Below are 23,183 nucleotides of genomic sequence, written 5' to 3'. Positions count from 1 at the left end.
ATTAGCTCGCCAGGGCTAACTGTGGAAAGCGGCGTTTGCCTGACTTCAGGCGGGCTTCAATTTTGGCAGAAGCTTCACCGGTTTCAATGGCACTGGAGCTGGCCACAGAACGGCGAATCTGATCCCGGTTAATCTTGCGTGAAGCCTGTTTGGGTTGGCGTGTCATAATCACCTCGCTAACGTATCTAAGTAGTATAACAAAATTGCTTGGATAAGCCTAAACCGGCTTGTTTAAGCTGCGCTAGCCATTGGGCTTCACTTCCCGCAGAATACCCCGATTTGTATCTGTATATCGCCGCGCAGTTCGCTTTCACAAAGGCGGCTAATGTGCGGCAACACGCTGTATCTATACCAAGGATCCCCGCATGACCGACTCACAACCGCTCAGTTCCAATCAAACACAGGTGATCAAGGCCAATCAGCGCCGTGAAACCTTTGCCGGATTGCTGCGCGAGATGTTTCAGCTAAACCAGCCTGAGCTGGATTTTGGCCTCTATCGCATCATGCACGCCCGCAAGGATGACATTAATCGTTTTATTGAACGTGACCTGCCACGCATCACTCAGGAAGCGTTTGCCAGCTTTGCCAGCAGTGACAAAGCCGAGCTACAAAGAGAGTTGGCCAAGGCCGTTGCTGGCGCACGGGCGCTGGAAGTAGATCCCGATAGCTTACCCAAAGTACAACAGCTAAAAGCGCAACTGAACGATGGCTTTGATCTGGCGCGGGAAGAGGGAGAAGTTTACGACGCACTGGTTACTTTCTTTAAGCGTTACTACGACGAAGGTGATTTCCTCTCCCGTCGAGTCTATAAAAACGGCACCTACGCTATCCCTTATCAAGGGGAAGAGGTGGTTTTGCACTGGGCCAATAAAGACCAGTACTACATCAAAAGTAGCGAAACCCTGCGCGATTACAGCTTCCGACTGAATACCCGTATCAGCGAAACCGATCCCAACCCAATGCGGGTGCATTTCAAGCTGGTGGACGCTGACGCCGGTGCCCAGAACAACAACAAAGAGAGCGACAGCAGCAAACGCGTCTTTATTCCGGATGCCGAACAGCCGTTCGAGCTGATCGAAGGCGAAGCCAACGAAAACGGACAAGCGTTTCAAGAGTTACAACTGCGTTTTGTATTCCGTGCTGCAACCTTGGATGACTGGCAAACCAATAACGCCACGTTGAAAGCGCTGAGCAAAGCCACAGCCGCCGCGAAGAAGAAACCGCCGGTACAGGGTGTGCTGGTATCCACCGCTGTGGAATGGTTGTTAAGCACCGAGAGCCAACTGCCTGTTGAGTGGCAGGAAAAACTGGCCCTGCCCTACACCAAAGCCAACGGCGAACAGGCAGAGTACAGCCAGCTGCAGGGCCAGCTGAACAACTACACCAAGAAAAACAGCTTTGACTACTTTATCCACAAGGATCTGGGCGGGTTCCTGACCCGCGAGCTGGACTTTTATATCAAAAATGAACTGCTCGACTGGGACGATCTGGCGAGTCTCAAGCACAATACTGCTCGCCTGGCACCGCTACTCAGCAAAATTGAAGTGATCCGGACGTTGGGTGAAAAGATCATCGCCTTTCTGGCCCAGCTGGAAAACTTTCAGAAAAAGCTCTGGCTGAAGAAAAAGTTTGTAACCGATACCCAATACTGCATTACTCTGGACCGTCTGGCGGACCATGACGAGTTGCTGGCGCTGGTATTTGACAACCGCGCTCAGCGCGACGACTGGGCCAATCTCTATGCGCTGGATCTGGAACAACTGGCGCAAGATCTTCAGGAAAAATCAGTAGCGCAGCTTCTGGAGCAGCCTAAGTATCGTTTTTTGATGCTGGATACTCGTCACTTCGATGAAGCGTTTAAAGCCCAACTATTGGCGACCATCGACGATCTGGATGAGCAATGTGATGGTCTGTTGGTGCATTCGGAGAATTTCCAGGCCCTGAACCTGCTGCAGGAGCGTTATAAGGAGCAGGTTAAGTGTATCTATATTGATCCGCCATACAACACTGGCAATGATGGGTTTTTATACAAAGACTCACTGAAGCATTCCAGTTGGGCTACGGCAGTAATGAATTCGGTCAGTGTTTCTCGTTCGTACCTCAAAGAAACGGGTATTCAGTTTGCGAGTATCGATGACAGTGAAATGGCCGCCTTCAAAGTTATGTTAGATGGAGCGTTTGGCGAGCAAAATTTTATCGCTAACATTATTTGGGAGAAGAACTTCTCCCCAAGGAATACAGCAAAGTACTTTTCTGAAAATCACGATTATTTGCTGTGTTATGCCAAGAATGCCCAGGAATTCAATATTGGTCTTCTACCTCGAAGCCAAGAAGCCATTGATCGCTATTCCAATCCCGACAGCGATCCTAGAGGTGTGTGGACATCTGGTGATCTGACAGCAAGGAATTTTTACTCTGAAGGGACTTACGAAGTAACTGCTCCAGGAGGTAATACATTTCGCCCTGCAATTGGAAACTATTGGCGAGTCTCAAAGGTTAACTTCAGTAAGCTAGATAAAGAAGGCCGCATCTATTGGGGAGAGAGCAAGAATAATATGCCTCGTCTGAAGCGATACTTATCTGAAGTAAAAGATGGTGTCACTCCAGTTACAATTTGGAATTATAAGGATGTTGGGCATACCCAAGAAGCTAAGCGGGAACTAGTTTCAGCATTTAGCTTTGAATCTAGTGGGGAAGTTTTCAACACGGTCAAGCCAACTAAATTAATTAATCGAGTCATAACAACTGCGAATCTGGGAGCAAATGACACGGTACTTGATTTTTACGCTGGCTCTGGCTCTACAGCTCATGCAGTCGTTAACTCAAACCGCTCTAGCAAAAGCCGCCGCAAATTCGTATTGGTCGAGATGGGCGAATATTTTGACCGGATACTCAAACCCCGTATCCAAAAAGTGGTTTACGCAGAAAACTGGAAAGCTGGTGCACCTGTGTCGGACGATACCGGCAGTTATAACGGCGTGTCCCACTGCTTTAAAACCATCCGTCTCGAAAGCTACGAAGATGCCCTTGGCAATCTGGCGTTGCAACGGGATAAAGGCCAGCAAACCCTGCTGGAAGCCCATGAAAACTCCGAGCTGGACAAGGCCCGCCAGAGCTATGTGATGAACTATATGCTAGAGGTGGAAACCCGGGGTTCTGCTTCTTTGCTGAATACCAAGCTGTTTACCGATCCTACCCAATATCAGCTGAATGTTCGGTCCGCCAGTGGGGATGAAACCAAGGCGATTAACGTGGATCTGCTGGAAAGCTTTAACTACCTGTTGGGCTTAACAGTGGAGCATATTGCCGCACCGCTGCACTTTGATGCCGAGATCAGCCAGACCGAGCTGGGCCGCTGGCAGGCGCAGGTGAAACGTAGCGAGCAGGGAGCCTGGTGGTTCCGTACCGTTTATGGTGTGAATCGTGCCGGGCAGAAGGTGCTGGTGGTGTGGCGCAACCTGCCGTCCGTGTTGGCGGTTCAGCAGGGCGCAAATGATGAAAAGGCGCTGCTGAAAGACAATGCGGTGCTGGACGCGGTATTGATCGAAAAGCTGAATATCCGTCTGAGTAGCAGTCAGGATGATGAGGTGGATATCCTCTACGTGAACGGTGACCACAATATCGCCATTCCAAAAAACCGCCGTGGAGAGATGATGAAGGAAGCGCGCATTCAGCTGATTGAGGAAGCCTTCCATCGCCTGATGTTTGCCAACACTGAATCCAGCGTACTGTAAGGGGGCGGTATGGCGACGGCAATAAATACCGCAAAGTCGGCGGCAAAAACCACGGGTGTGCGCGCCAAGAAAGGCAAAAAGCAGTCGCTGGAGTTTCGTCATCATCTGGTGCTTAATCAGTGGCTGTTTGGTTTGTTTGGTTTTGAGGCGGTGTCCGGGCGTTATCCGGTGGATAAGCAGGACCGGCGTGAAGCCGCTACGCTGGAAGCCTTCCGTGACCGCTTCCAGTTGATGGGCGACGTGACGGGCCGCAATGGTGATGGCGTACACAAAATCATTGAAGCGATGATTCAGCACTTTGATAACGGTCCGGGGCAGATCGCCACCGGACGTATCAAGCTGACTGAAGAGCAGTTGCTGGACTACGACCGTCATATCAAACAGATCACCGACAAGATCAATCAGGCTCGCCTGACCGCCGGTGAAATCGAGCTGGAGTGGAAATACTTCCAGTATCTGGCCCTGCTGTTTACTGAGATCTATCTCGACTACTTCTTTACCCGCCCGGAAGAACTGCTCAATGAGTTGAATGAACAGATTCAGCGCTGGAATACCCACTGGGTAGATGAACAAAAGGTGAATCACAAACCGCTGGAGCTGTTAAACCCGGATGATGATCTCTGGCCCCAGTTGGGCCGTATCGCCTTCTGGAACGCGACCGGATCGGGTAAAACCCTGTTGATGCACGCCAATATCCAGCAGTTTCGCTATTACCTGAAACGCTTTGGCAAAGCAAAAAATATCAATCAGATCATCCTGCTGACGCCCAATGAGGGGCTTACCCGACAGCATCTGCAGGAGCTGAAAACCTCGGGTATCGAGGCCACAGAGTTCAGCAACCGAGGCGGACAGAGCGATCTGTTTGCGCAGAATCCGGTGCAGGTGATTGATATCAACAAGCTACGGGAAAGCGAAAAAAGTAAAACCGTAGCGGTCGATAGCTTTGGCAGCAATAACCTGTTGCTGGTGGATGAAGGTCACCGCGGTACTGCCAGTGGCGGCGGTACCTGGCTGGACTACCGACAGCGCCTCTGCGAACAGGGTTTCTCCTTTGAGTATTCGGCGACCTTTGCGCAATCGGCCGGGCAGCACGAAAACCTGCGTCAGACCTACACCAAGTCGATTCTGTTTGATTACTCCTACCGTCACTTTTACAGCGATGGTTACGGCAAGCAGTCGCAGATTCTCAACCTGGAGAAAAACCAGGATGGCGAAGACGAATACCGCTATCTGGTGGCTTCGCTACTGAGTTACTACCAGCAGTTACGCCTGTTTGATGATCAGCCTGATCTGTTTAAGCGCTTTAATCTCAGCCGACCGCTTTGGGTGTTTGTGAGCTCTAAGGTCACCGCCAATTTGAGTAGCGGCGAAGCCTCCGACACGGTAAAAGTGCTGCAATTTGTAGATCGGGTACTGAGCCAGCGTGAAAGCACCATCAACGCGATAGATGTGTTGCTGAAACAGGGAATGGAAACCGCAGGCGGTCGCAATCTTTTGGATGGTCGTTTCAATTATCTGAAAGAGCTGAATCTCTCAGCGGCTGATCTCTATCTGGATATTCTGGAGCGGATTTTCCATTGCAGTGGCGGTCATCTGTATGTGGAAAACATTACCGGCGTGGCGGGTGAAATCGCCTTGCGCGGTGGTGTTTCGGATACTCCATTTGGTGTGATCAATGTGGGCGATGACAGCAAGCTGGTGAAGCTCTGTGAAAAGCATGATCTGGTGACGCAGGATGCCCGATTCAGCGCTTCATTGTTCAATACCATCAATCAGGACAACTCGCAGATCAACCTGCTGTTAGGCTCCAAGAAGTTTACTGAAGGGTGGAGTAGCTGGCGTGTATCCAACATGACATTGATGAACGTAGGCAAAAAAGAGGGTGCCCAGATCATTCAGCTGTTTGGCCGGGGTGTGCGCCTGAAAGGTTTCCAGACAACGCTGAAGCGCTCGGCAGAACTGGTTAATGAACTGAAACAGGTTGGGTTAGAGCGTCCAAGGCATATCGGCATCTTGGAAACTCTGAATGTGTTTGGTGTGAAGGCCGATTACATTCAGCAGTTCCGCAAAGAGTTGGAAGATGAAGAGATTCCGGTAAATCAGGGGCTGGTAGAGTATGAGTTGCCACTGAAAGCGATAGATAACCTGCCACAAAATCTACCGGTTATTCGTATTAAGCCTGAAATTGCCGGTAAAGCGATTGGTGGTTCGGGTACGGCCTTTCTTGAGCTGGCTGAGCAGGTGGAGCTGTTTTCGCCATCAGAGTTTTTGCTGAAGGGGCAGACTGAGGCGTTTAATTATTTCTGTCAGTTAGCAAGAGTGCAGCTAGACTTTTATCCGCGTGTTGGGAGCTTCGCCACAGATGAACAGGGTGAGCGACAAGCTAACCGACAGAGACAGCGATTTACTAAAACTCATCTGGCTCTTATGGATGAAGAGGCCCTCTATTTTGAACTGCTGGCGTTTAAGCGAGACAGACGCTGGTCCAATCTGACTATCTCCCAACAGCGGGTGTGCGAGATTCTTGCGGATGATAGTTGGTATGAGCTTTATGCCCCCCAATCTGTTATGGATTTGGGTGATCTCAGCAGGCTGGATCTATGGCACGAAATGGCAGGGGCGTTGCTGCGTAAATATTGCGAGAAATTTTATGGCTTCCGTCGCAAGCAGTGGGAAGCCGATAAACTTGAATATCGCCCGATTACTGAGAACAACAAGTATCTGTTTGGCATCACTGACAGCGCGCCCCAGGGTAGTTACACACTGACGCTGGACTCTGTGCGCCATGAAATGCTGATCAAACAGCTGGATAACCTCAGAGGTCATGTGTTGGCTGGAGACGTTAACCGCTGGAAAGATCAGGTACTGGAAGGGATGGAGTTTCTTTGGTGTGAGAGGCACTTCTATCAGCCACTGGTTGCCGCAACCCAGGGGTTAGATTTTCAGATTAGCCCGGTAGCACTGAATAAAGGTGAAGCGAAGTTTATAAAGGATCTGCAGGCTGCATGGGAGCAAGATGTTTTTGAAGGCTTTGAGTTGTACCTGTTACGCAATCAGACAGGGCAAGGCGCTGTAGGTGTATTTGTGGATGGTGGCTTCTACCCTGACTTTATCCTGTGGCTGGTACGTGATGGTAAACAATATGTGGTGTTTGTTGACCCCAAAGGCTTGCGTAATCACACGCCGCAAAGCCCGAAAGTGCAGTTCCATAAAACCATCAAAGAAATTGAAGGGATGCTGGCTCTGCAAAGCTCCGCTAATGCGGCAATTCAGTTGGATGCGTTTCTGATCTCCAACACTCCTAAGGCAACTTTGTTGGGGGACTGGCGTGACGATAGAGGTCAGCCGGTAACCGAGCAGCAGTTAGAGGACTGGAATATCTTGTTTGAGCAGGATGGTGTAGACGCCATTCGGACGCTGTCGGAAAAGATCACAAGCTGATTAAAGTGCAGCAGTAGCTCACTGCTGGAAAACCAAAAAAAGCGCTGAACTCAGCGCTTTTTCTTTGTTTTGCTCTTGGCGGCTTTCTTCGCCGCAGCCGATTTTTTCTTCTTCGGCTTGGTTTTCTTCACCTCTTTAGGCATCGCCCGTGTCGGCTCCAGCCCTTCGATAGTGGCTTGTGCGATCTTCTGGCCGGTATAGCGCTCGATACGGCCCAGGTTGAGCCAATCGTTGCTGTCCACCAGAGACCAGGCAAAACCCTGACCGCCATCACGGCCACTGCGGCCTGCACGGTGTACGTAGATATCACCCCGGCGTGGCAGATGCAGGTTGATGACGTGGCTGATATCCAGCAGATCAAGGCCACGGGCGGCGACATCGGTGGCAACGATCACTTTCAGGCGACCACGACGCATCCGCTTCAGGCGGGCAGTGCGTTCGCCCTGGGGCAGTTCACCGTGCAGGCCGTCACACATGATGCCCAGGCCACGAATAATCTGCACCCAGGTATCCACCTGCTTGCGGGACGCGACAAACACCAGCGCCTGCTTGATCTCGCTGCGGGTGATCAGGGATTTCAGCAGCACCTGTTTGTGATCCTCGTTGTCGGCAAGATAGACCGTCTGCTGGATGTTACCGGCGACACCACGCGGTGGTGCCAGGGTGAGGGAGCGGGATTCGTTGTTCAGCAGGTCCTGCGCCAGTGCTTCCACCTGTCCACCTTCCAGGGTGGCGGAGAACATCAGGGTCTGGCGGGTGATGGGTGTCAGGTCGGCGATCTTGCGGATGTCACCGATAAAGCCCATATCCAACATGCGGTCCGCTTCGTCGATGGTCAGCATCTGTACCACGGAGAGGTCCAGCCAGCCTTTTTCATCCATCTCCAGCAGACGGCCCGGTGTCGCCACCAGGATATCCACACCTTCGCTCAGCTCTTTCTGCTGATTACCGTACGGTACGCCGCCTACCAGCATGGCGCTGCGGATATCGGTCAGTGCGGTCTGTTTCTTGATCACCTGCAGGATCTGGTTAGCCAGTTCACGGGTTGGCGTCAGGATTACAACGCGTGGTGCATCCAGCGGTTTCTCCTGCTGATCGAGCAGGTGCTGTAGGGCAGGCAGCACAAATGCCAGTGTTTTACCGGAACCGGTCGCCGCACAGGCCAACAGGTCCACACCCTCCATGATGGCTGGAATCGCCTGCTGCTGAATCTCGGTGGCGTCGATAAACTCGTTTTCCGCGAGGGATTGCAGCAGTTCTAGATCAAGTTCGAGGTCGATAAATGACATGGTATGGACGTGTTACCTGTAGGCAGTGAGTCTGATGGCAGTTTAGCTGCCGCAAAAGCGGAGATTATACCGGTTGCAGCTCGTCTGCATACCATTGTGTTAAATGATTGAGCAGTTCGTCCCGCTGGGCGATCAACGAGGGGGCTAGCTGTTGCGCCTGGGCGTGTTTCCCTTGTGATGCCAGAACCACCATCTGCGCCGATTGGGCATGGATCGCCTTGTGGATCTTATCGACCTCCTGCCAACGCTGGGTGTGCCCAAAGTGAGCGTGGCCGTCGCCAATAAGCCACTGGCCAAAACGGCAGTTGATATGGTCCTGCACGTCGCTTGGAATCACTTCGTGGGTTTCCCGGTTCACGTAGGCCAGAATGCGGCTGACCCAGCTGCGGTGGTCCACGCTGGCGGCCAACAGGGGAAAGTTCTTGATCGGCATCGGATTGGTGACCGAACCGCTCCACTGGACTGGTGGTGTGAACTGGCGGGCCCATTCCGGAAAGAGCGTCGCAGGCATTGGTGCTGCAATGGCGTAACCTTGTGCCACCTCACACCCCAGATGCAATAGCATCAGGCCCTGTTCGATCTTTTCCACACCTTCGGCAACTGTGTTGAGGCGGAAGGCAGTGGCGAGACCAATAATGCCCTCCACAATCGCCAAGTTATCGGGGTCGTCAATGATGTCGGCTACAAAACTGCAGTCGATCTTGATTGCGTCCGCTGGCAGGCGTTTAAGGTGAGTCAGGCTGGAGTAGCCCGTGCCAAAATCATCGAGCGCAAAACCGACACCCCGTGCGCGACAGCGGCGAATGATCTCGCTGGCGCGGGTAATGTTTTCCAGTGCGGTGGTTTCCAGAATCTCCAATTCCAGCGCGGATGGGGGCAAGGTAGGATATTGCGCCAATAGTGCGGATAGCTTGTCGACAAAACCGCTCTCCTGCAGGAATTGGCCTGAGATATTTACACTCAGCGTCAGGCGCAGGTCATGCAGGTGCCATTCGTGCAGTTGTTGCATACCCTGTTGCAGCACCCACTCTTCCAGTTCAGCCATCAGTGGATCGCCGGTTAGCAGGGGCAGGAATTCGTTGGGCGACAACAAGCCACGCTCCGGATGTTGCCAGCGCAATAGCGCTTCAGCACCCAGTACCTGGCCTGTTTTCATATTGACCTTGGGTTGGTAGTAAAGCTCGAAGTCGCCATTTCGCAGTCCCAGAGCAGCTTGGCGGATCAGCTCCTGGCGCTGGTTTTGCACACAGTTCTGCTGACTATCAAACAGGTAGTAGCAGTTACGGCCCTGCTGTTTGGCGGCATACATCGCCTGGTCGGCATGGCGTAACAGCATATCGGCATCACAGTCATCATCGGGGAACAGCGTATAGCCGAGGCTGGCCGAGATCGATATCTGGTTGCCGCGCAAACGGTATGGGGCGGCAATGCGGTTCAGGATGCGTTTCAGGGACGCTTCGGCTTCCTGACGGCTTGCGTGGCCTGGTAGCAACAAGACAAATTCGTCACCGCCGAGACGGGCGATGGTGTCTTGGGCCCGTGACGCATGGCGCAGTCGGTTTGCTACCTCGATCAGCAACTGGTCTCCCACATCGTGGCCCAGCTCGTCGTTCACCGGCTTGAAGTGGTCCAGATCCAGATAACCGATCACCAGCAGTTTGCCGCTGTTACGGGTTTTCTGCAGTGCAACCTGCATCCGCTCGGACAGCAGGGTGCGGTTGGGCAGGTTGGTCAGTGGATCGTAATACGCCAGGTGTTTCAATTGCTGCTGGCTGTACTTCAGATCGGTCACATCCAGCCCTTCGACCAGAATGTAATCGACGTCGTTGTTGTCGTTCAGGATCGGCTGGAAGCGGCAATCGCAGTAGCGTACCTGCTTGCGCGAATCCAGGTGTTGGGTGTCCAGACGGCTGGTTTTACCGTTGCGAGTGGTGGCCAGTACCTGTTGCAAGCGTTCCGTTTGGCTCAGGTCGTCGCAGCGCCAAACGGTTTCCCAGATTGGACTCAGCAGCACTTCGGAGCGGCTGTATCCGCTCATTTTCAGGGCTGCTGCGTTTATCTCCAGCACGCAGCCTTGCGCGTCGAGTAACGCAAGGAAGATGTTGGTGGTATCAAAGATCGCGTGCAGTTTGTGCTCGTAGCGTTTGAGCTCGGATTCGTTCAGCTGGCGCTGGCGCCGCATCTCGCCGGCAAACTCGATCTCGATCTGATGCACAATGTCGTGTTCGGTTACCAGTCCCAGCACTTTGTTGCTCTGGTCAACCACCACCAGGTGACGGATGTTGTGTGCCTGCATCGCTTCCAGTGCGACCGGTACGGGGGTGTTGTCGGGGATGGTGTGCACCCGTTTGACCATCACCTCGTCAAGCAGCGTGCTGTTGTTGACCCGGTCACTGTTGTAGAACTTAACCGCGTCGTTCTCTGTCAGGATGCCGCAGGGGAGATCGTTGTCGGTCGCCACGACACAGGTGAAGCGGTGGGTAGCCATGGTCTGTATCGCACTGCGCAGCAACGTATTGCGAGCTACCGTGAGTGCGCTGTTGCTCATCACGCCACGGATATCTTTCAGGCGGGAGATAAAGTTGGAGCTGAGGTGGTTGCGAAAATCACTCTCGCTGATAATCCCCTGAGGATCGCCGTTGTCGTCCAGCAGAAGCAGGTGGCGGATATTGTGGAATGCCAGCAGATGGTATCCGTCGCGAAACTCCGTACTGGCTGGTGCTACAACCACCGGTTTGCTCATCACGTCGCCGATCGGCGCATCGGCGGGCATATCAGCCGCGAGGGCCTTGAGCACATCGCGCTCGGTGATGATGCCTGCGGGCTGGTCCGGATTGTTGGGATCAACTACCAACAGTGAACTGGTACCGGATTGATGCATCAGTTCGGTGGCTTCCGCCATGGTGGCTGATGTTCGCAGTTGATAGAGCGGGTGGCTCAACAGGTGCTCGAGTTTCTTCACAGTCATCGCCCAGTTCCTACTACACGGCAGCTCCGTTTTCTGACTATCGGAGCTACTTGGGTTGATCAATCTTCGTTCCATGGGAAGATCGCTGGACGTGAGACAGCGCTCGATCTGTTGGCGGTTTTTTTAACCGTTCCTTCCTTCACGACCGATTTGACTATGATCGGCCCCTTCCCTGGCATAAAGGTATACCTGAATTTCAGCGCACTGCACTGATTCTCCTCGGTTTTGGGGCGCTATCATACGAGATTGTCCTGATACGGGAAAATTCTTCCGCAATTTTGAACTAAGTTTTGTAAGGCGAGGGTGAAACGCCTATCATTGCCGCCCCTCAGATTTCACTTCAAAAAAACGGAACACAGTACTTTGGCAAACTCCCCTTATTCTTTAGGTCAGCGTTGGGTCAGTAACACAGAAGCTGAGCTGGGTCTGGGTGTTGTAACCGACACCGACGGACGCCGCGTAACATTGGCGTTTCCTGCGTCGGAAGAGGAACGCACCTACGCCGTCGATAATGCGCCCATCAGCCGTGTGGTTTACGCGCAGGGTGAAACCGTGCGGACTATCGAAGGCGTATCATTCAGCGTTGAAGACCGTCACGAAAACAACGGTGTATATCTGTATGTGGGTTCGACGGAAGAGGGAGAGTCCGTTGTTGTACCGGAAGCCGAGCTGAATGCATTTGTTCAGTTCAGCAAACCTGCCGACCGCCTGTTTGCCGGCCAGATCGACAAGTTGAAGCGCTACCGCCTGCGCCTGGATACACTGGAGCAGATGCACCGCCTGCAGCAATCCGGCGTGACAGGCCTGCTGGGCGCACGTGTGCAGCTTCTGCCACACCAGTTTTACATCGCCAGCCAGGTAGCAAACCGCCACGCACCACGTGTACTGCTGGCTGATGAAGTAGGTCTGGGTAAGACGATCGAAGCAGGCCTGATCATTTTGCATCAATTGATCACCGGCCGTGCCCAGCGTGTGCTGGTCACCGTACCCGACAGCTTGCTGTACCAGTGGTTGGTGGAGATGCTGCGTCGCTTTAATCTGCGCTTTACCGTACTGGATGAGATGCGCTGCATCACCATGGATATGTCCGGCATCGACAATCCGTTCGAAAATGCCCAGCTGATCCTCTGTAGCCAGTCCTTCCTCAGTGAGAACCCGGAGCGTCACGCTCAGGCGGTGGCGGCACAGTGGGACCTGATGGTTGTGGATGAAGCCCACCACCTGGGCTGGAGTGAGGAGGCCGCGAGCCATCTGTACTTGGCGATTGAAGCGCTGGCACAACAGATTCCGGGTGTCCTGTTGCTGACTGCGACCCCTGAACAACTGGGGCTGGAAGGTCACTTTGCCCGCCTGCGCCTGTTGGACCCGGATCGTTACAACGATCTGGCTGAGTTCCGCGAGGAGGAGACCGGCTACCGTCAGGTGAGCACACTGGTGGAACACCTGCAGGAAGAGAACGTTGCCCAGCGTCTGGAAAGCGACGAGGGGATGCAGAAGCTGGTGGCAGATTACCTGGATCAGGAGGCTGTGGATAAACTGCTGGCAGGCCTGCACAGCGAACAGCAGGATGAGGTGATCCGTGATTGCATCAACAAGCTGCTGGATCGCCATGGTACCGGCCGCGTGTTGTTCCGTAATACCCGTGCTGCCGTAGAAGGATTCCCGGACCGTGCCCTGTCCACCTACCCACTGGACGCGCCAGACGTATTTAAAGCCCATGAAGTAGGTCAGAACATCGAACACCTGCTGCACCCGGAACGTATCCTGGGGGATGACTGGCTGCAGAGCGATCCACGTGTGCCGTGGCTGGAACAGTGGCTGAAAGAGCACCGTTATGAAAAAACACTGCTGATCTGTGGTAGCAAACAGACCGCGATTGCGCTGGAAGAACACCTGCGTCTGCGCGTGGGTATCCGCTGCGCGGCGTTCCACGAAGGCCTGACGCTGGTTAACCGTGACCGTGCAGCGGCGTACTTTGCCGACGATGAAGACTCCGCTCAGGTGTTGATCTGTTCCGAGATCGGCAGTGAAGGCCGTAACTTCCAGTTTGCCCAACACCTGCTGATGTTCGACCTGCCGCTGAACCCGGACCTGCTGGAACAGCGTATCGGCCGTCTTGACCGTATCGGTCAGAAAAACACTGTGCAGATCCACGTACCGTTCTACATCGATAGCGCCCAGGAAACCCTGCTGCGTTGGTACAACGAAGGTGTGGATCTGTTCAGTCGCCCATGTGCCGCCGGTCAGCAGCTGTTCCTGAAGTTCGCGACCGAGCTCTACACCCAGATGGACGACAGCCAACGTGATGAAATTCAGCTGGAAAAACTGCTGGAAGATACCCGTCACGAAACAGGAGCGGTGTTGCAACAGCTGCAGGACGGTCGTGACCGCCTGCTGGAGCTGAACTCCTGTGACCTGCCGCGTGCCCAGGATATCCTGGCGGAAGTGGAGCAGACCGGTGACCGCCTGGCACTGAGCGACTACATGAGCAACGTCTTTGACCAGTTTGGCGTAGAGATGCAGCCCCACGGTCCGGACTCTGTTGTGCTGCACCCAACCGATCACATGTTGCACGAGCACTTCCCGGGACTGCCGGATGAAGGCATGACGGCAACTTTCAGCCGCACCGAAGCCCTATCCCGTGAAGATATGAACTTCATGACCTGGGAACACCCGATGGTGGAAGGTGTGATGGAGATGATCCTCGGCAGCGACTTCGGTAATACCGCCGTCTGTACCATGAAGCTGCCACCACTGCAGCCGGGTACTCTGCTGCTGGAAGCAGTGTTCCGTGTCAACTGCGCCGCGCCCAAAGCGATGCAGGTATCCCGCTATCTGCCAGCCGGTACCATCCGCGTGGTGATCGACAGCAATGGTAACGACCTGAGCAAGGTACTGACCCAGGCGCACTTCGATAAGCTGGGTGAGCGTGTACCACGTGCTACCGCACAGAACCTGGTGCGTCATGGCCGGGAGCAGATCCAGGAGCTGCTGGATCGCGCTGAAGCGGTGGCGAAACCACAGCGCGAGACCGCCTTGCAGGACGCAACCGATCGGGTCGAGCAGTTGTTGGGCGGCGAAGTGGAACGCCTGCAGGCTCTGGCGAAGGTGAATCCGAACATCCGCAGCGAAGAGCTGGTTCACCAACAGGCACAGAAAGACGATCTGTTGGGGTATCTGGCAGATGCTTCCCTGAACCTGGATGCGATTCGCGTGGCGCTGGTCACCAACGACTAACCACCATACAGCGGGGCCAATCGGCCCCGTTTCTTTTGGCTTTCCTCAAATCTGTAAACCTAGATTTACACATGTGTAAATTTCATGAAACAGCTGTGTAAATATTGATCTATACTGACTCGCAAGATTCATAATTGGACGTCTGGAGGCGGCTTAGTTATGGAAGAAAAGCGTAAGCACAGGCGAGTCAGAACCTGCTATCAGGTTCGTTTATCACATCCCTGCCGTGGCAGTTGGCTGGGACTCGTGACGAATATGTCGGAAGGTGGTGTGTACGTAACCGATGTTGACCCCAACGAGTTCTCTATAGGGATGGAGCTGGAAGCGATGGTCTTTGGCAAAGGGTGGGATAAAGCGATGCCAACCCTGGCCATGCGGGTGATCAGGATCGAAGATCGGGGTATTGCACTGATGTTTCTGGAGCATGAATTCCCATTGATGGACACCGGTTGTATACCTGAGCAGGATCAACCTCCCTACCTACGATAGTCTTTCTCTCTCCATAGCCGTGCCGGAGTCTGTCCCGGTACGGCCTCAATCTTTCCCAATTGATGCATAATTAAACTACTTGCCAGCGGTTCACGTAGAGCGAGAGAGTGTGTATGGAATCGGGAGAGGGATGATGTCAGTGCTGGAGGTTTCCGGTCTTTGTAAGTGTTTTGAGGTGGCTGGCACATCGCAGTCGATCCTTCAGAATCTCGATCTTCGCATGGACCGTGGCGAACTACTGATGCTGCTCGGCCCCAGTGGATCCGGCAAATCCAGTCTGCTCAACCTGATCGCCGGGGTGGATAAACCCGATGCCGGTACCATTCGCATGCTGGGGCAAGACCTCACTGCGCTGGATGAGGCCGGTCGCACCCGCTTCCGGCGTCAGCATATCGGCGTGGTGTACCAGTTCTTCAACCTGATCCCAACCCTGACGGTGTTGGAAAACATCCTGTTGCCACTCTCGCTGAACGGCCGTCTTGATGAACAACCCAAAGCAGAAGCGCAGCTTGAGGCGATGGGATTGACCCACAAACGCAACCAGTTTCCCGAACAGCTATCCGGTGGTGAGCAGCAGCGTGTGGCGATCTGCCGTGCCCTGGTGCACAAACCGGCGCTGCTGCTGGCCGACGAGCCGACCGGTAGCCTGGACAACGACACCGCCGACCTGGTGATGGCGCAGATGCTGGATACGCTGAAGCGCGAGAAGATGACCACCATTATGGTGACCCACAGCGAAGCTCTGACCCAACACGCAGACCGTGTACTGCGACTGCATCGGGGCAGGCTGGAGCAGGTGAGCTGATGATCTTCCGCGCCAGCTTACGTCACTTCCGTCATCACCCCTGGCAACTACTGCTGCTGTTACTGGGTATCTCGCTGGGTGTTGCAGTGGTGGCCGCGATTGAGATCACCACTGACAGTGCCCGCCACAGTTTCCGGGAGGCGCAGTTGCAGATCTACGGCCGTGCCACTCATCGTATCCAGGCCCAGCAAAGAATCCCCGAATCACTGTATGTGTCGCAGAGACGAGAGCAGAGCCATTGGCAAAGTGCACCGGTGATCAGCTCGGTGGTCAAAACCAGCGGCGATGAGCACCTGCTGATGCAGCTGATCGGTGTTGATCCGTTGCGGGAGCAGGGTTTCCGTAATCAGCTTGGCCGGATCTCAGGCAGCGATATTGGCTTTAGCGATTTGCAAACCTCACCCGCTGTGGTGATGGCGCGCGCCACTGCTGCAGAGGTCGGTGTGGGGCTCAACGAGCAATTAACGCTGATCACCGCCAACGGTACACAGACCGTTACCCTGGTGGGATTGCTGGAGGATGCGGGTGATCCGCGTCTGCAGCAACTGTTGCTGATGGATATTGGTCAGGCGCAGCGGATGCTTGGGATGGAAGGTTATCTGTCCCATATTGATTTGATATTGGATGCAGATGAGGTTGCTGCGGTAAAAGCCTGGTTGCCGGGCGGGGTGCAACTGGAGGTGACTGAGGCGGCGTTGTCTGAGCGGGCGCAACTTGCCAGTGCACTCTACTTCAACCTGCAGGCGCTCGGGTTGCTGGCGCTGGTGGTTGGCCTGTTTCTGGTATTCAGCAGTGTAAGTTTCTCCCTGAGTCAGCGTCGTCCAATCTTTGCCCAACTGCGCACCCTCGGCTTAACGGTGAATGAGTTATACCGTTACCTTGCGATGGAGTTGCTGCTGATTGCTACAGTGGGGACCTTGGCAGGGCTGTTGTTGGGCATCGTTTTGGCCCAGCTGTTGTTGAGCTTGATGCTGAATACCCTGTCTGATCTGTACGTGACCTCGCCACTCTCACTGCTGCTGTTGAATCCCCTGTCCCTCGGCAAACTGGTATTGATGGGTATCGGAGGCTGCATGTTGGCAGCCTGGAAACCCTGCCAGCAACTGGCGCACGTACCACCGGCATCTTTGCAGCAACGTTATCTGCAGGAGCAAACCGCGTTGCAGCAGAGTCGGCAGTTAGGCCGATACGGTGTGCCTGCGTTGGTGTTTATTGCCCTGGTGCTGATGCTCTGGCAAGGCAGTGGCCTTTGGGGAGCGTTTGCTGGTATTGCTGCGTTGCTCCTGGCGGGTGCCTGGCTGATGCCCGCGGCCCTGACAGGGTTAAGTCATCTTCTGGAACGACAGCTTGCGGGTACACAGCTGGCGCTACGAAAGCCGGTGTTGCTGATGCTGATTCGTGATAACCGGCGCAATTTGAGCCGCACCGGGATTGCTGCGATGGCCTTGATGATTGCGATCAGTGCTACCGTGGGAATAGGTGGCATGGTCAGCAGTTTCCGGGATGCGGTACAGCTGTGGCTGACGGAACGCCTGAACGCGGATCTTTATGTCTCCCAAAGCCGTGTACTGCCAGGTGTGCGCAAAGCACTTCCATCTGAATTCATCACCGATGTGGCGTCCCTGGAGGGGATTGAAGCGGTGGCTACACTACGCCGTGTTCAATTGAGTGTCGGTGGGCGGCCGGTGAACCTATATGCTTCAGAACTGCCGCAACCAATGCGTCCGGCTTATCAGTTTGTAGCCAGTGATCGGAATGCGATCTGGCAGCGTCTTGCCGAACCTGACTCTGTACTGATAAGCGAACCGCTGGCGAATCGGATGGGACTTCGGGCCGGGGATCAGTTGGTATTAACTACCAACGCCGGAGAACGCGATTTTTCGGTGGTAGGGGTGTACTACGACTACGGCAGTGACAGCGGGCGTATTCTGATGCCCGCAACTACCTTTATCCGGCACTGGTCGGAATCACCCTACGGCCTTGCTCTTTATTTGGCGGACTCAGGTCGGCTCGATGATATTGAGCAAGCTATCCGCGAACGCTGGGGCGGGGCATTGGATCTGAGGCTGCAGCGTTCTTCGCTCCTGCTGCAGCGTTCGGTGGAGGTGTTTAACCGCACTTTTGTGATTACCGATGTGCTGCGCCTGTTGGCACTGGTGGTGGCCTTTGTCGGGATTCTGAGCAGTCTGCTGGCGATCCAGCTGGAACGCCAGGAGGAGGTCTCGCTGCTGAAAGCGGTAGGGCTGAACCGGCTGGAACTGGTCTCCCTGCTATTGGGGCAATCTCTGTTGCTGGGGCTTGGCGCCGGTCTGCTGGCGATACCGGTGGGCGAGCTATTGGCGTGGGGATTAACCCATGTGGTCCAGTTGCGTGCTTTTGGCTGGAGTATTCCGTATCAGCCGGATCTGGCCAACTGGCTGACGGCGCTGTTGTTGTCGGTGTCCGCCGCAGGACTGGCCTCACTTTATCCGGCTTGGCGTTTCGCCCATCAACGGGGGATCAGGCGATGGGAGTGAGAGGAACAGATATGTTTAAGCGTGGCTTTTATCCCATTGTCGGACTGTTGATACTGGTGCTGCTGTTAGTGGTGGGTTTGTATCAGCTGTTGGATAGCTCTGATGAAAAACCTGATGCGGGAGGTGGTTTGTCGCTAACCGACTTCCTGAGTGCTGGATCGGAGAATGAGGAACGTTTTGCCAAGGCCCAGCCGGATTATGTGCTGAGCTTTCCTGAGGATCACCTGGCCCATCCGACGTTCCGCAGTGAATGGTGGTATCTCAACGGCAACCTGCAGCACCGGGATGATCCAGCGCAGCGCTTTGGTTTCCAGTTCACCATATTTCGGCAAGCGTTGACCAAGCAAGAAGGAGCTGCAGTGTCGGGTTGGTTGGCACCGCAGTTTTATATGGGCCACGCGGGCTTGGGAGTATTCGGGCAGAATAAACACCTGACGGCAGAGCGGTTCTCCCGCCGGGGACCGGGGTTGGCAGGCACTCAGGCTGAGCCTCTATCCGTTTGGCTGGAAGACTGGCAACTGCAGGCGGAACAAAACGATAACCTGTTTCCAGCAACGGTGACAGCGGGTGCGTTGGGCAATGCCGTGGGTGAATCGTTCAGCTACCGTCTGCGTTTGGTACCGGAGAAACCACGTGTGTATCAGGGGGAAGAGGGCTACAGCCCGAAACGTGAAGAGCCGGGTTTTGCCTCGCACTACTACTCCTACACCCGTTTACGGGTTGAGGGTGAGCTGGAGCTGGCCGGTGAATCCATCCCGGTCACCGGTGCAGCCTGGTATGATCACGAGTGGAGCAGCAACATTCTGGCCGAGTACCAAACCGGCTGGGATTGGTTTTCGCTGCAGCTGGAAGACGGGCGTGATCTGGTTTTTATGGAGTTACCCGCCCGGCCTGGTTCCGGCAAAAGCAACTTCAGGCAGGTGGCGCTGTTTGATGTGCAGGGTGAACGCCTGCCGGTCGATGCGCGGTTGATACAGCTGGATGTGAGTGATCACTGGCGCTCACCCAGCGGGATTCGCTGGCCTTCCGGTTGGCGCTTGCAGATGCCCGATCACGATCTGGACCTGACCATCACCCCCCGACAGAAGAATCAGGAGAATAATCTCTCGGTGCGTTACTGGGAGGGCGCGGTTAAGGTGACGGGAAGCCACAATGGCCAGGGCTACGTGGAGCTGACCGGTTACGAGTAGAATAGCGCCAAGTCCAACCGGCACCTACACTGAACACAGGTCATAACGTGGAGTAGAGCCATGCGAGTATCAGAGCTAAGGGATCTGGTCGCAATGGATCAGATTCGTGAGGGCCTGCTGAAGACCAGTCAGGACGGTTGGCAGGTTGCTCTGGAAGATTTTGAAGGGCACCAGTTTCCGCTTACCGATGCCACCGGGCGGGTCAAAACGTACCATTCACTGGATCGTGCCACTGATATTCTGAAAAGCCTGGGTGTACGCAAAATGTGTATTCAGGAACGATTCTGAGATTCAGTTGCCTGATAGTTTTCCTAAACAACTGTTAAATCAACATACTCCGATGCGCCGATTGGGTGCGCATCGGCGGTAACTCCGCTATTCTCCCTTTATGAGCAATCACTTACCGGTCCCGACCGCCTCCCATAGTAACTTGCTCGTGTGTCATGGATGCGACCATCTGTTTGAAGATATCCCCTGTGAACACGGCCAACAGCTCAGCTGCACCTATTGTGGTGAAGTGCTGAAGGTCAGCCATCGTAACTGGCTGATGCAGGCGGCTGCGTTTACCGCAACCGGTGTCATCCTGTTTGTTCTGAGCCTGATGTTTCCCTTTATTGATTTGGAAGCGGCAGGGCAGGAGCATTCCACCCGTATTCTCAGTGGCGTGACGGCGTTGCTCGAGCGCGAGCAATACCTGCTGGCGTCACTGGTGTTTATCACCATCTTCCTAATGCCATTGGTGGAGCTGGCAGGTCTGGGGTACGTGATCCTCTCGCGCCTGTTAAACATCAAACCGCCAGGGTTGGCGCGGGTACTGCATCTGCTGTTTGTGATCCGCCCCTGGAATATGATGGAGATCTTCTTTATTGGTGTACTGGTGACCACCATCAAGCTGGGGGATATTGCCACACTGATTCCCGGCGTTGGTCTGTTCGCCTTTGCCGCGCTGATCGTGGTGCTGATTTACAGCCACACTCACCTTGATCGGGAAGCACTCTGGCATTGGCTGATGTGGGAAAACCGGTTTGTCGGTCGTGAAGGTGAACGCCTGATCGGTTGCCACGGTTGTGGAGCACAGGTGGGGGAATCCCTGCTGGATGTGAACGACCACTGTCCGCGCTGTCACAGCACCGTACGCAAACGTATTCCCGATAGCTATCAGCGCACGCTGGCGTTGCTGATCGCAGCAACGGTGCTTTACCTACCTGCGAACCTGTTACCGATTATGACCACCGTACAGTTGGGGCGGGAGAGCAGTGATACCATCATGTCCGGTGTGGTGCACCTGTTCCAGGCTGGCGCGATCGGGATTGCGCTGGTGGTGTTTGTCGCCAGTGTGATCGTGCCGATCGCCAAGATCTTTGCCATTGCCTACTTGCTGTGGGCAGTGAAGCGAGGACGTAAAGGCAACCCACGCAAGCAGGCGCAGCTGTACCGGGTCACCGAGTTTATCGGTCGCTGGTCGATGATTGATGTATTTGTTGTCACCTTGCTGGTGGCGTTGGTGCAGTTTGGCGTGTTGGCCAATATCGAACCCGGCGGCGCGATTCTCTGTTTTGCCGGCGTGGTAGTGTTGACCATGCTGGCCGCTGAAACTTTTGATCCAAGATTGATATGGGACGCCCATAGTGACTGAACAACCGAAGGTATCCAAATCCAGAACCCTGTCACCGGTCTGGTTTATCCCTCTGTTAGCGCTGGTGATCGCCGGTTGGCTGGCGGTGCGTGCTTGGCAGGAACGCGGACCAGAGATACAGATTGAGTTTAGTGGTGCCTCCGGTATCGAGGTGGGCAGCACCAAAATCCGTTATCGCGATGTTGAGGTCGGCACGGTTAAGCAGATCCAGCTGAGTGAAGATTTTAATCGCGTGGTGGTGACCGCCGAAATGGATGCCTATGTTTCACCGCTGATCAACGACCAGAGCAACTTCTGGGTGGTGTCACCACGGGTATCGCGTAGCGGTGTAAGTGGCATCGAAACCCTGCTGTCCGGTGTGTATATCGAGATGGACTCGGGCGGTGAAGGCGTGGGCGAATCGCAAAGTAGCTTTATCGGTCTGGAGGAGCCGCCGTCTGTGCGTTCTTACGACAAGGGCAGCAGCTATCTGCTGGTGGCGGATACGCTGGGATCGCTGGATATAGGCTCGCCGGTGTTGCACCGGGAAGTGCCGGTGGGTGAAGTGACAGGCTACAAGCTGCTTACCGATCAGAGCAAAGTGCAGATCCGTATCTTTGTAAAAGACCCGTTTGATGACCTGATCCGCGAGCATAGCCAGTTCTGGAACGTGAGTGGGCTGGGCGCCACCATCGGTTTGGAAGGGGTTGAGCTGGATGTGGCCTCACTCAGTTCCCTGATTGCCGGCGGTGTGGAATTTGATACGCCGCCGGATCTCAGTACCAGCTCGGTGCAGGCTGATCCCGGCCGTACTTTCTACCTGTTTGCCAACCGGGATGCGGTGAGCGAAGGTGCGATCTCCGTGTCGTATCCGTTTCTGCTGCGTTTTGCCGGTTCCGTACGTGGTCTGAAGGTTGGGGCACCGGTGGAATATCTGGGCATTCAGGTGGGCCGTGTGGAGCACATTGCACTGGACTACGAACGCCGTGAAAGCAGTGGTGTCAACGTGTTGATCGCTATCCAGCCTGAACGTATGGGGCAGGGGGTTGTGCCAACAAAAGAGCAGGTGCTGGAGTCTATGGATCAGATGGTGGCGCGGGGCATGAAAGCCCGCTTAAGCTCCGGCAGCCTGATCGGTGGTTCCCTGTTTGTGGATCTGGTGCCCGATGCGGGTGAACCGGGTGAGATCGTCCAGTCGGGCGACTATCTGGTGCTGCCAACCAGCGATAACGAGTTCAGTCAGCTAACCCGTCAGCTCAACTCGATCATGGACAAGGTACAGTCGCTGCCGATCGAAGAGATTGGCGAAGACCTCAAAAACAGCCTGAAGGGGCTGCGTTCGGTGATTGGCGATCTGGAAGATGCGCGTTTGGGCGAAAATGCCGGGGGGGTGCTGAAGAACCTGGAGCTGGCCACCGATGGTTTGGATGGCACGGTTGATCAGCTGGAGCGTACCCTGCGTTCACTGGATCAGACGGTAGCGCCGGACTCTGCGCTTAGCCACACCCTGACCAGCGCATTGGATGATATTGCCGATGCCGCCAAATCGATGGAACAGCTGACCGATCAGCTGCAACGTTATCCGGATGCGCTGTTGCGTGGCCGTGAGGAAGACAAGGAATAAGGACGATGTTGTTACGCACCGCTTTATTGAGCGTACTTGCCCTGGGAATGGTCGGTTGTGCAGCACAGCCGCGGACTCAGTTCTATGATCTGACCGCTGCAAGTGAACCTGCCACGCAGCGTTTGCCACCATCGGTTTCATTGGGGATCGGGCCGGTCACGTTGCCCGAGCTGCTTGATCAGCCGGGCGTGGTCAGCCGTAAGGGCGGCACGGTGGTGAATGTAGCCACCTACCATATCTGGGCGGGGGAACTGGAACCGGCTTTTACGCGGGTG

General features: G+C 54.7%; 14 protein-coding genes. 11 read left to right on the top strand and 3 right to left on the bottom strand.

Annotation, left to right across the window (positions count from 1 at the left end; all coding sequences use genetic code 11):
- Position 1: 1 nt before the first annotated feature.
- Complete coding sequence (locus ACEQ15_RS08915; RefSeq protein ID WP_370278792.1) at positions 2–166, bottom strand: hypothetical protein; 165 nt, start codon at positions 164–166, stop codon at positions 2–4.
- 199 nt (positions 167–365) lie between these two features.
- Here ACEQ15_RS08915 and ACEQ15_RS08910 point away from each other — a divergent pair, with 199 nt between their 5' ends.
- Together ACEQ15_RS08910 and ACEQ15_RS08905 are read left to right on the top strand one after the other, a co-directional pair.
- Positions 366–3,734 carry a site-specific DNA-methyltransferase gene (locus tag ACEQ15_RS08910; protein WP_370278791.1) on the top strand — a complete coding sequence of 1,123 codons (3,369 nt, stop codon included), beginning with the start codon at positions 366–368 and terminating at the stop codon, positions 3,732–3,734.
- Between the two features lie 9 nt (positions 3,735–3,743).
- On the top strand, positions 3,744–7,175 hold the full coding sequence (locus ACEQ15_RS08905) for a DEAD/DEAH box helicase family protein (RefSeq protein ID WP_370278790.1): 3,432 nt from the start codon (positions 3,744–3,746) through the stop codon (positions 7,173–7,175).
- A gap of 50 nt (positions 7,176–7,225) precedes the next feature.
- Here the strand turns inward: ACEQ15_RS08905 and ACEQ15_RS08900 are convergent, their stop codons facing one another.
- On the bottom strand, positions 7,226–8,464 hold the full coding sequence (locus ACEQ15_RS08900; protein ID WP_370278789.1) for a DEAD/DEAH box helicase: 1,239 nt from the start codon (positions 8,462–8,464) through the stop codon (positions 7,226–7,228).
- 64 nt (positions 8,465–8,528) lie between these two features.
- Entirely contained in the window at positions 8,529–11,432 is a 2,904-nt protein-coding gene (locus ACEQ15_RS08895) for an EAL domain-containing protein (protein WP_370278788.1), read from the bottom strand.
- A 363-nt stretch (positions 11,433–11,795) separates the two neighbouring features.
- Here ACEQ15_RS08895 and rapA point away from each other — a divergent pair, with 363 nt between their 5' ends.
- From rapA to ACEQ15_RS08850, 9 genes are all read left to right on the top strand, one after another.
- Positions 11,796–14,669 carry an RNA polymerase-associated protein RapA gene (gene rapA, locus ACEQ15_RS08890; protein ID WP_370278787.1) on the top strand — a complete coding sequence of 958 codons (2,874 nt, stop codon included), beginning with the start codon at positions 11,796–11,798 and terminating at the stop codon, positions 14,667–14,669.
- Between the two features lie 255 nt (positions 14,670–14,924).
- A complete protein-coding gene (locus ACEQ15_RS08885; RefSeq protein ID WP_370278786.1) occupies positions 14,925–15,158 on the top strand; it encodes a hypothetical protein in 234 nt (77 codons plus the stop codon).
- A gap of 133 nt (positions 15,159–15,291) precedes the next feature.
- Entirely contained in the window at positions 15,292–15,963 is a 672-nt protein-coding gene (locus tag ACEQ15_RS08880; protein ID WP_370278785.1) for an ABC transporter ATP-binding protein, read from the top strand.
- Complete coding sequence (locus ACEQ15_RS08875) at positions 15,963–18,479, top strand: FtsX-like permease family protein (protein WP_370278783.1); 2,517 nt, start codon at positions 15,963–15,965, stop codon at positions 18,477–18,479. Before ACEQ15_RS08880 ends, ACEQ15_RS08875 begins: the two co-directional genes overlap by 1 nt.
- Positions 18,480–18,490: 11 nt before the next feature.
- Complete coding sequence (locus tag ACEQ15_RS08870) at positions 18,491–19,669, top strand: lipocalin-like domain-containing protein (protein ID WP_370278781.1); 1,179 nt, start codon at positions 18,491–18,493, stop codon at positions 19,667–19,669.
- A gap of 60 nt (positions 19,670–19,729) precedes the next feature.
- Entirely contained in the window at positions 19,730–19,957 is a 228-nt protein-coding gene (locus ACEQ15_RS08865; protein WP_282352386.1) for a hypothetical protein, read from the top strand.
- 100 nt (positions 19,958–20,057) lie between these two features.
- A complete protein-coding gene (locus ACEQ15_RS08860) occupies positions 20,058–21,305 on the top strand; it encodes a paraquat-inducible protein A (protein WP_370278779.1) in 1,248 nt (415 codons plus the stop codon).
- On the top strand, positions 21,298–22,908 hold the full coding sequence (locus tag ACEQ15_RS08855; protein ID WP_370278776.1) for an intermembrane transport protein PqiB: 1,611 nt from the start codon (positions 21,298–21,300) through the stop codon (positions 22,906–22,908). The genes ACEQ15_RS08860 and ACEQ15_RS08855 overlap by 8 nt, the downstream gene beginning before the upstream one ends.
- 5 nt (positions 22,909–22,913) lie before the next feature.
- A partial coding sequence (locus ACEQ15_RS08850; RefSeq protein ID WP_370278775.1) for a membrane integrity-associated transporter subunit PqiC occupies positions 22,914–23,183 on the top strand: 270 nt, incomplete at its 3' end.

This window comes from Pontibacterium sp., assembly GCF_964228735.1.
Lineage (GTDB): Bacteria > Pseudomonadota > Gammaproteobacteria > Pseudomonadales > Balneatricaceae > Pontibacterium.
Note: the sequence above shows the minus strand (reverse complement) of the source record. Positions and strands in the feature narration are given on the sequence as shown.

Excerpts from the sequence above, each read along its gene's own strand:
- ACEQ15_RS08895 (WP_370278788.1), bottom strand. The coding sequence starts at position 11,432 with ATGACTGTGAAGAAACTCGAGCACCTGTTGAGCCACCCGCTCTATCAA.
- ACEQ15_RS08900 (WP_370278789.1), bottom strand. The coding sequence starts at position 8,464 with ATGTCATTTATCGACCTCGAACTTGATCTAGAACTGCTGCAATCCCTC.
- ACEQ15_RS08885 (WP_370278786.1), top strand. The coding sequence starts at position 14,925 with ATGTCGGAAGGTGGTGTGTACGTAACCGATGTTGACCCCAACGAGTTC.
- ACEQ15_RS08860 (WP_370278779.1), top strand. The coding sequence starts at position 20,058 with ATGAGCAATCACTTACCGGTCCCGACCGCCTCCCATAGTAACTTGCTC.
- ACEQ15_RS08915 (WP_370278792.1), bottom strand. The coding sequence starts at position 166 with ATGACACGCCAACCCAAACAGGCTTCACGCAAGATTAACCGGGATCAG.
- ACEQ15_RS08865 (WP_282352386.1), top strand. The coding sequence starts at position 19,730 with ATGCGAGTATCAGAGCTAAGGGATCTGGTCGCAATGGATCAGATTCGT.
- ACEQ15_RS08870 (WP_370278781.1), top strand. The coding sequence starts at position 18,491 with ATGTTTAAGCGTGGCTTTTATCCCATTGTCGGACTGTTGATACTGGTG.
- ACEQ15_RS08880 (WP_370278785.1), top strand. The coding sequence starts at position 15,292 with ATGTCAGTGCTGGAGGTTTCCGGTCTTTGTAAGTGTTTTGAGGTGGCT.
- ACEQ15_RS08910 (WP_370278791.1), top strand. The coding sequence starts at position 366 with ATGACCGACTCACAACCGCTCAGTTCCAATCAAACACAGGTGATCAAG.
- ACEQ15_RS08875 (WP_370278783.1), top strand. The coding sequence starts at position 15,963 with ATGATCTTCCGCGCCAGCTTACGTCACTTCCGTCATCACCCCTGGCAA.
- ACEQ15_RS08905 (WP_370278790.1), top strand. The coding sequence starts at position 3,744 with ATGGCGACGGCAATAAATACCGCAAAGTCGGCGGCAAAAACCACGGGT.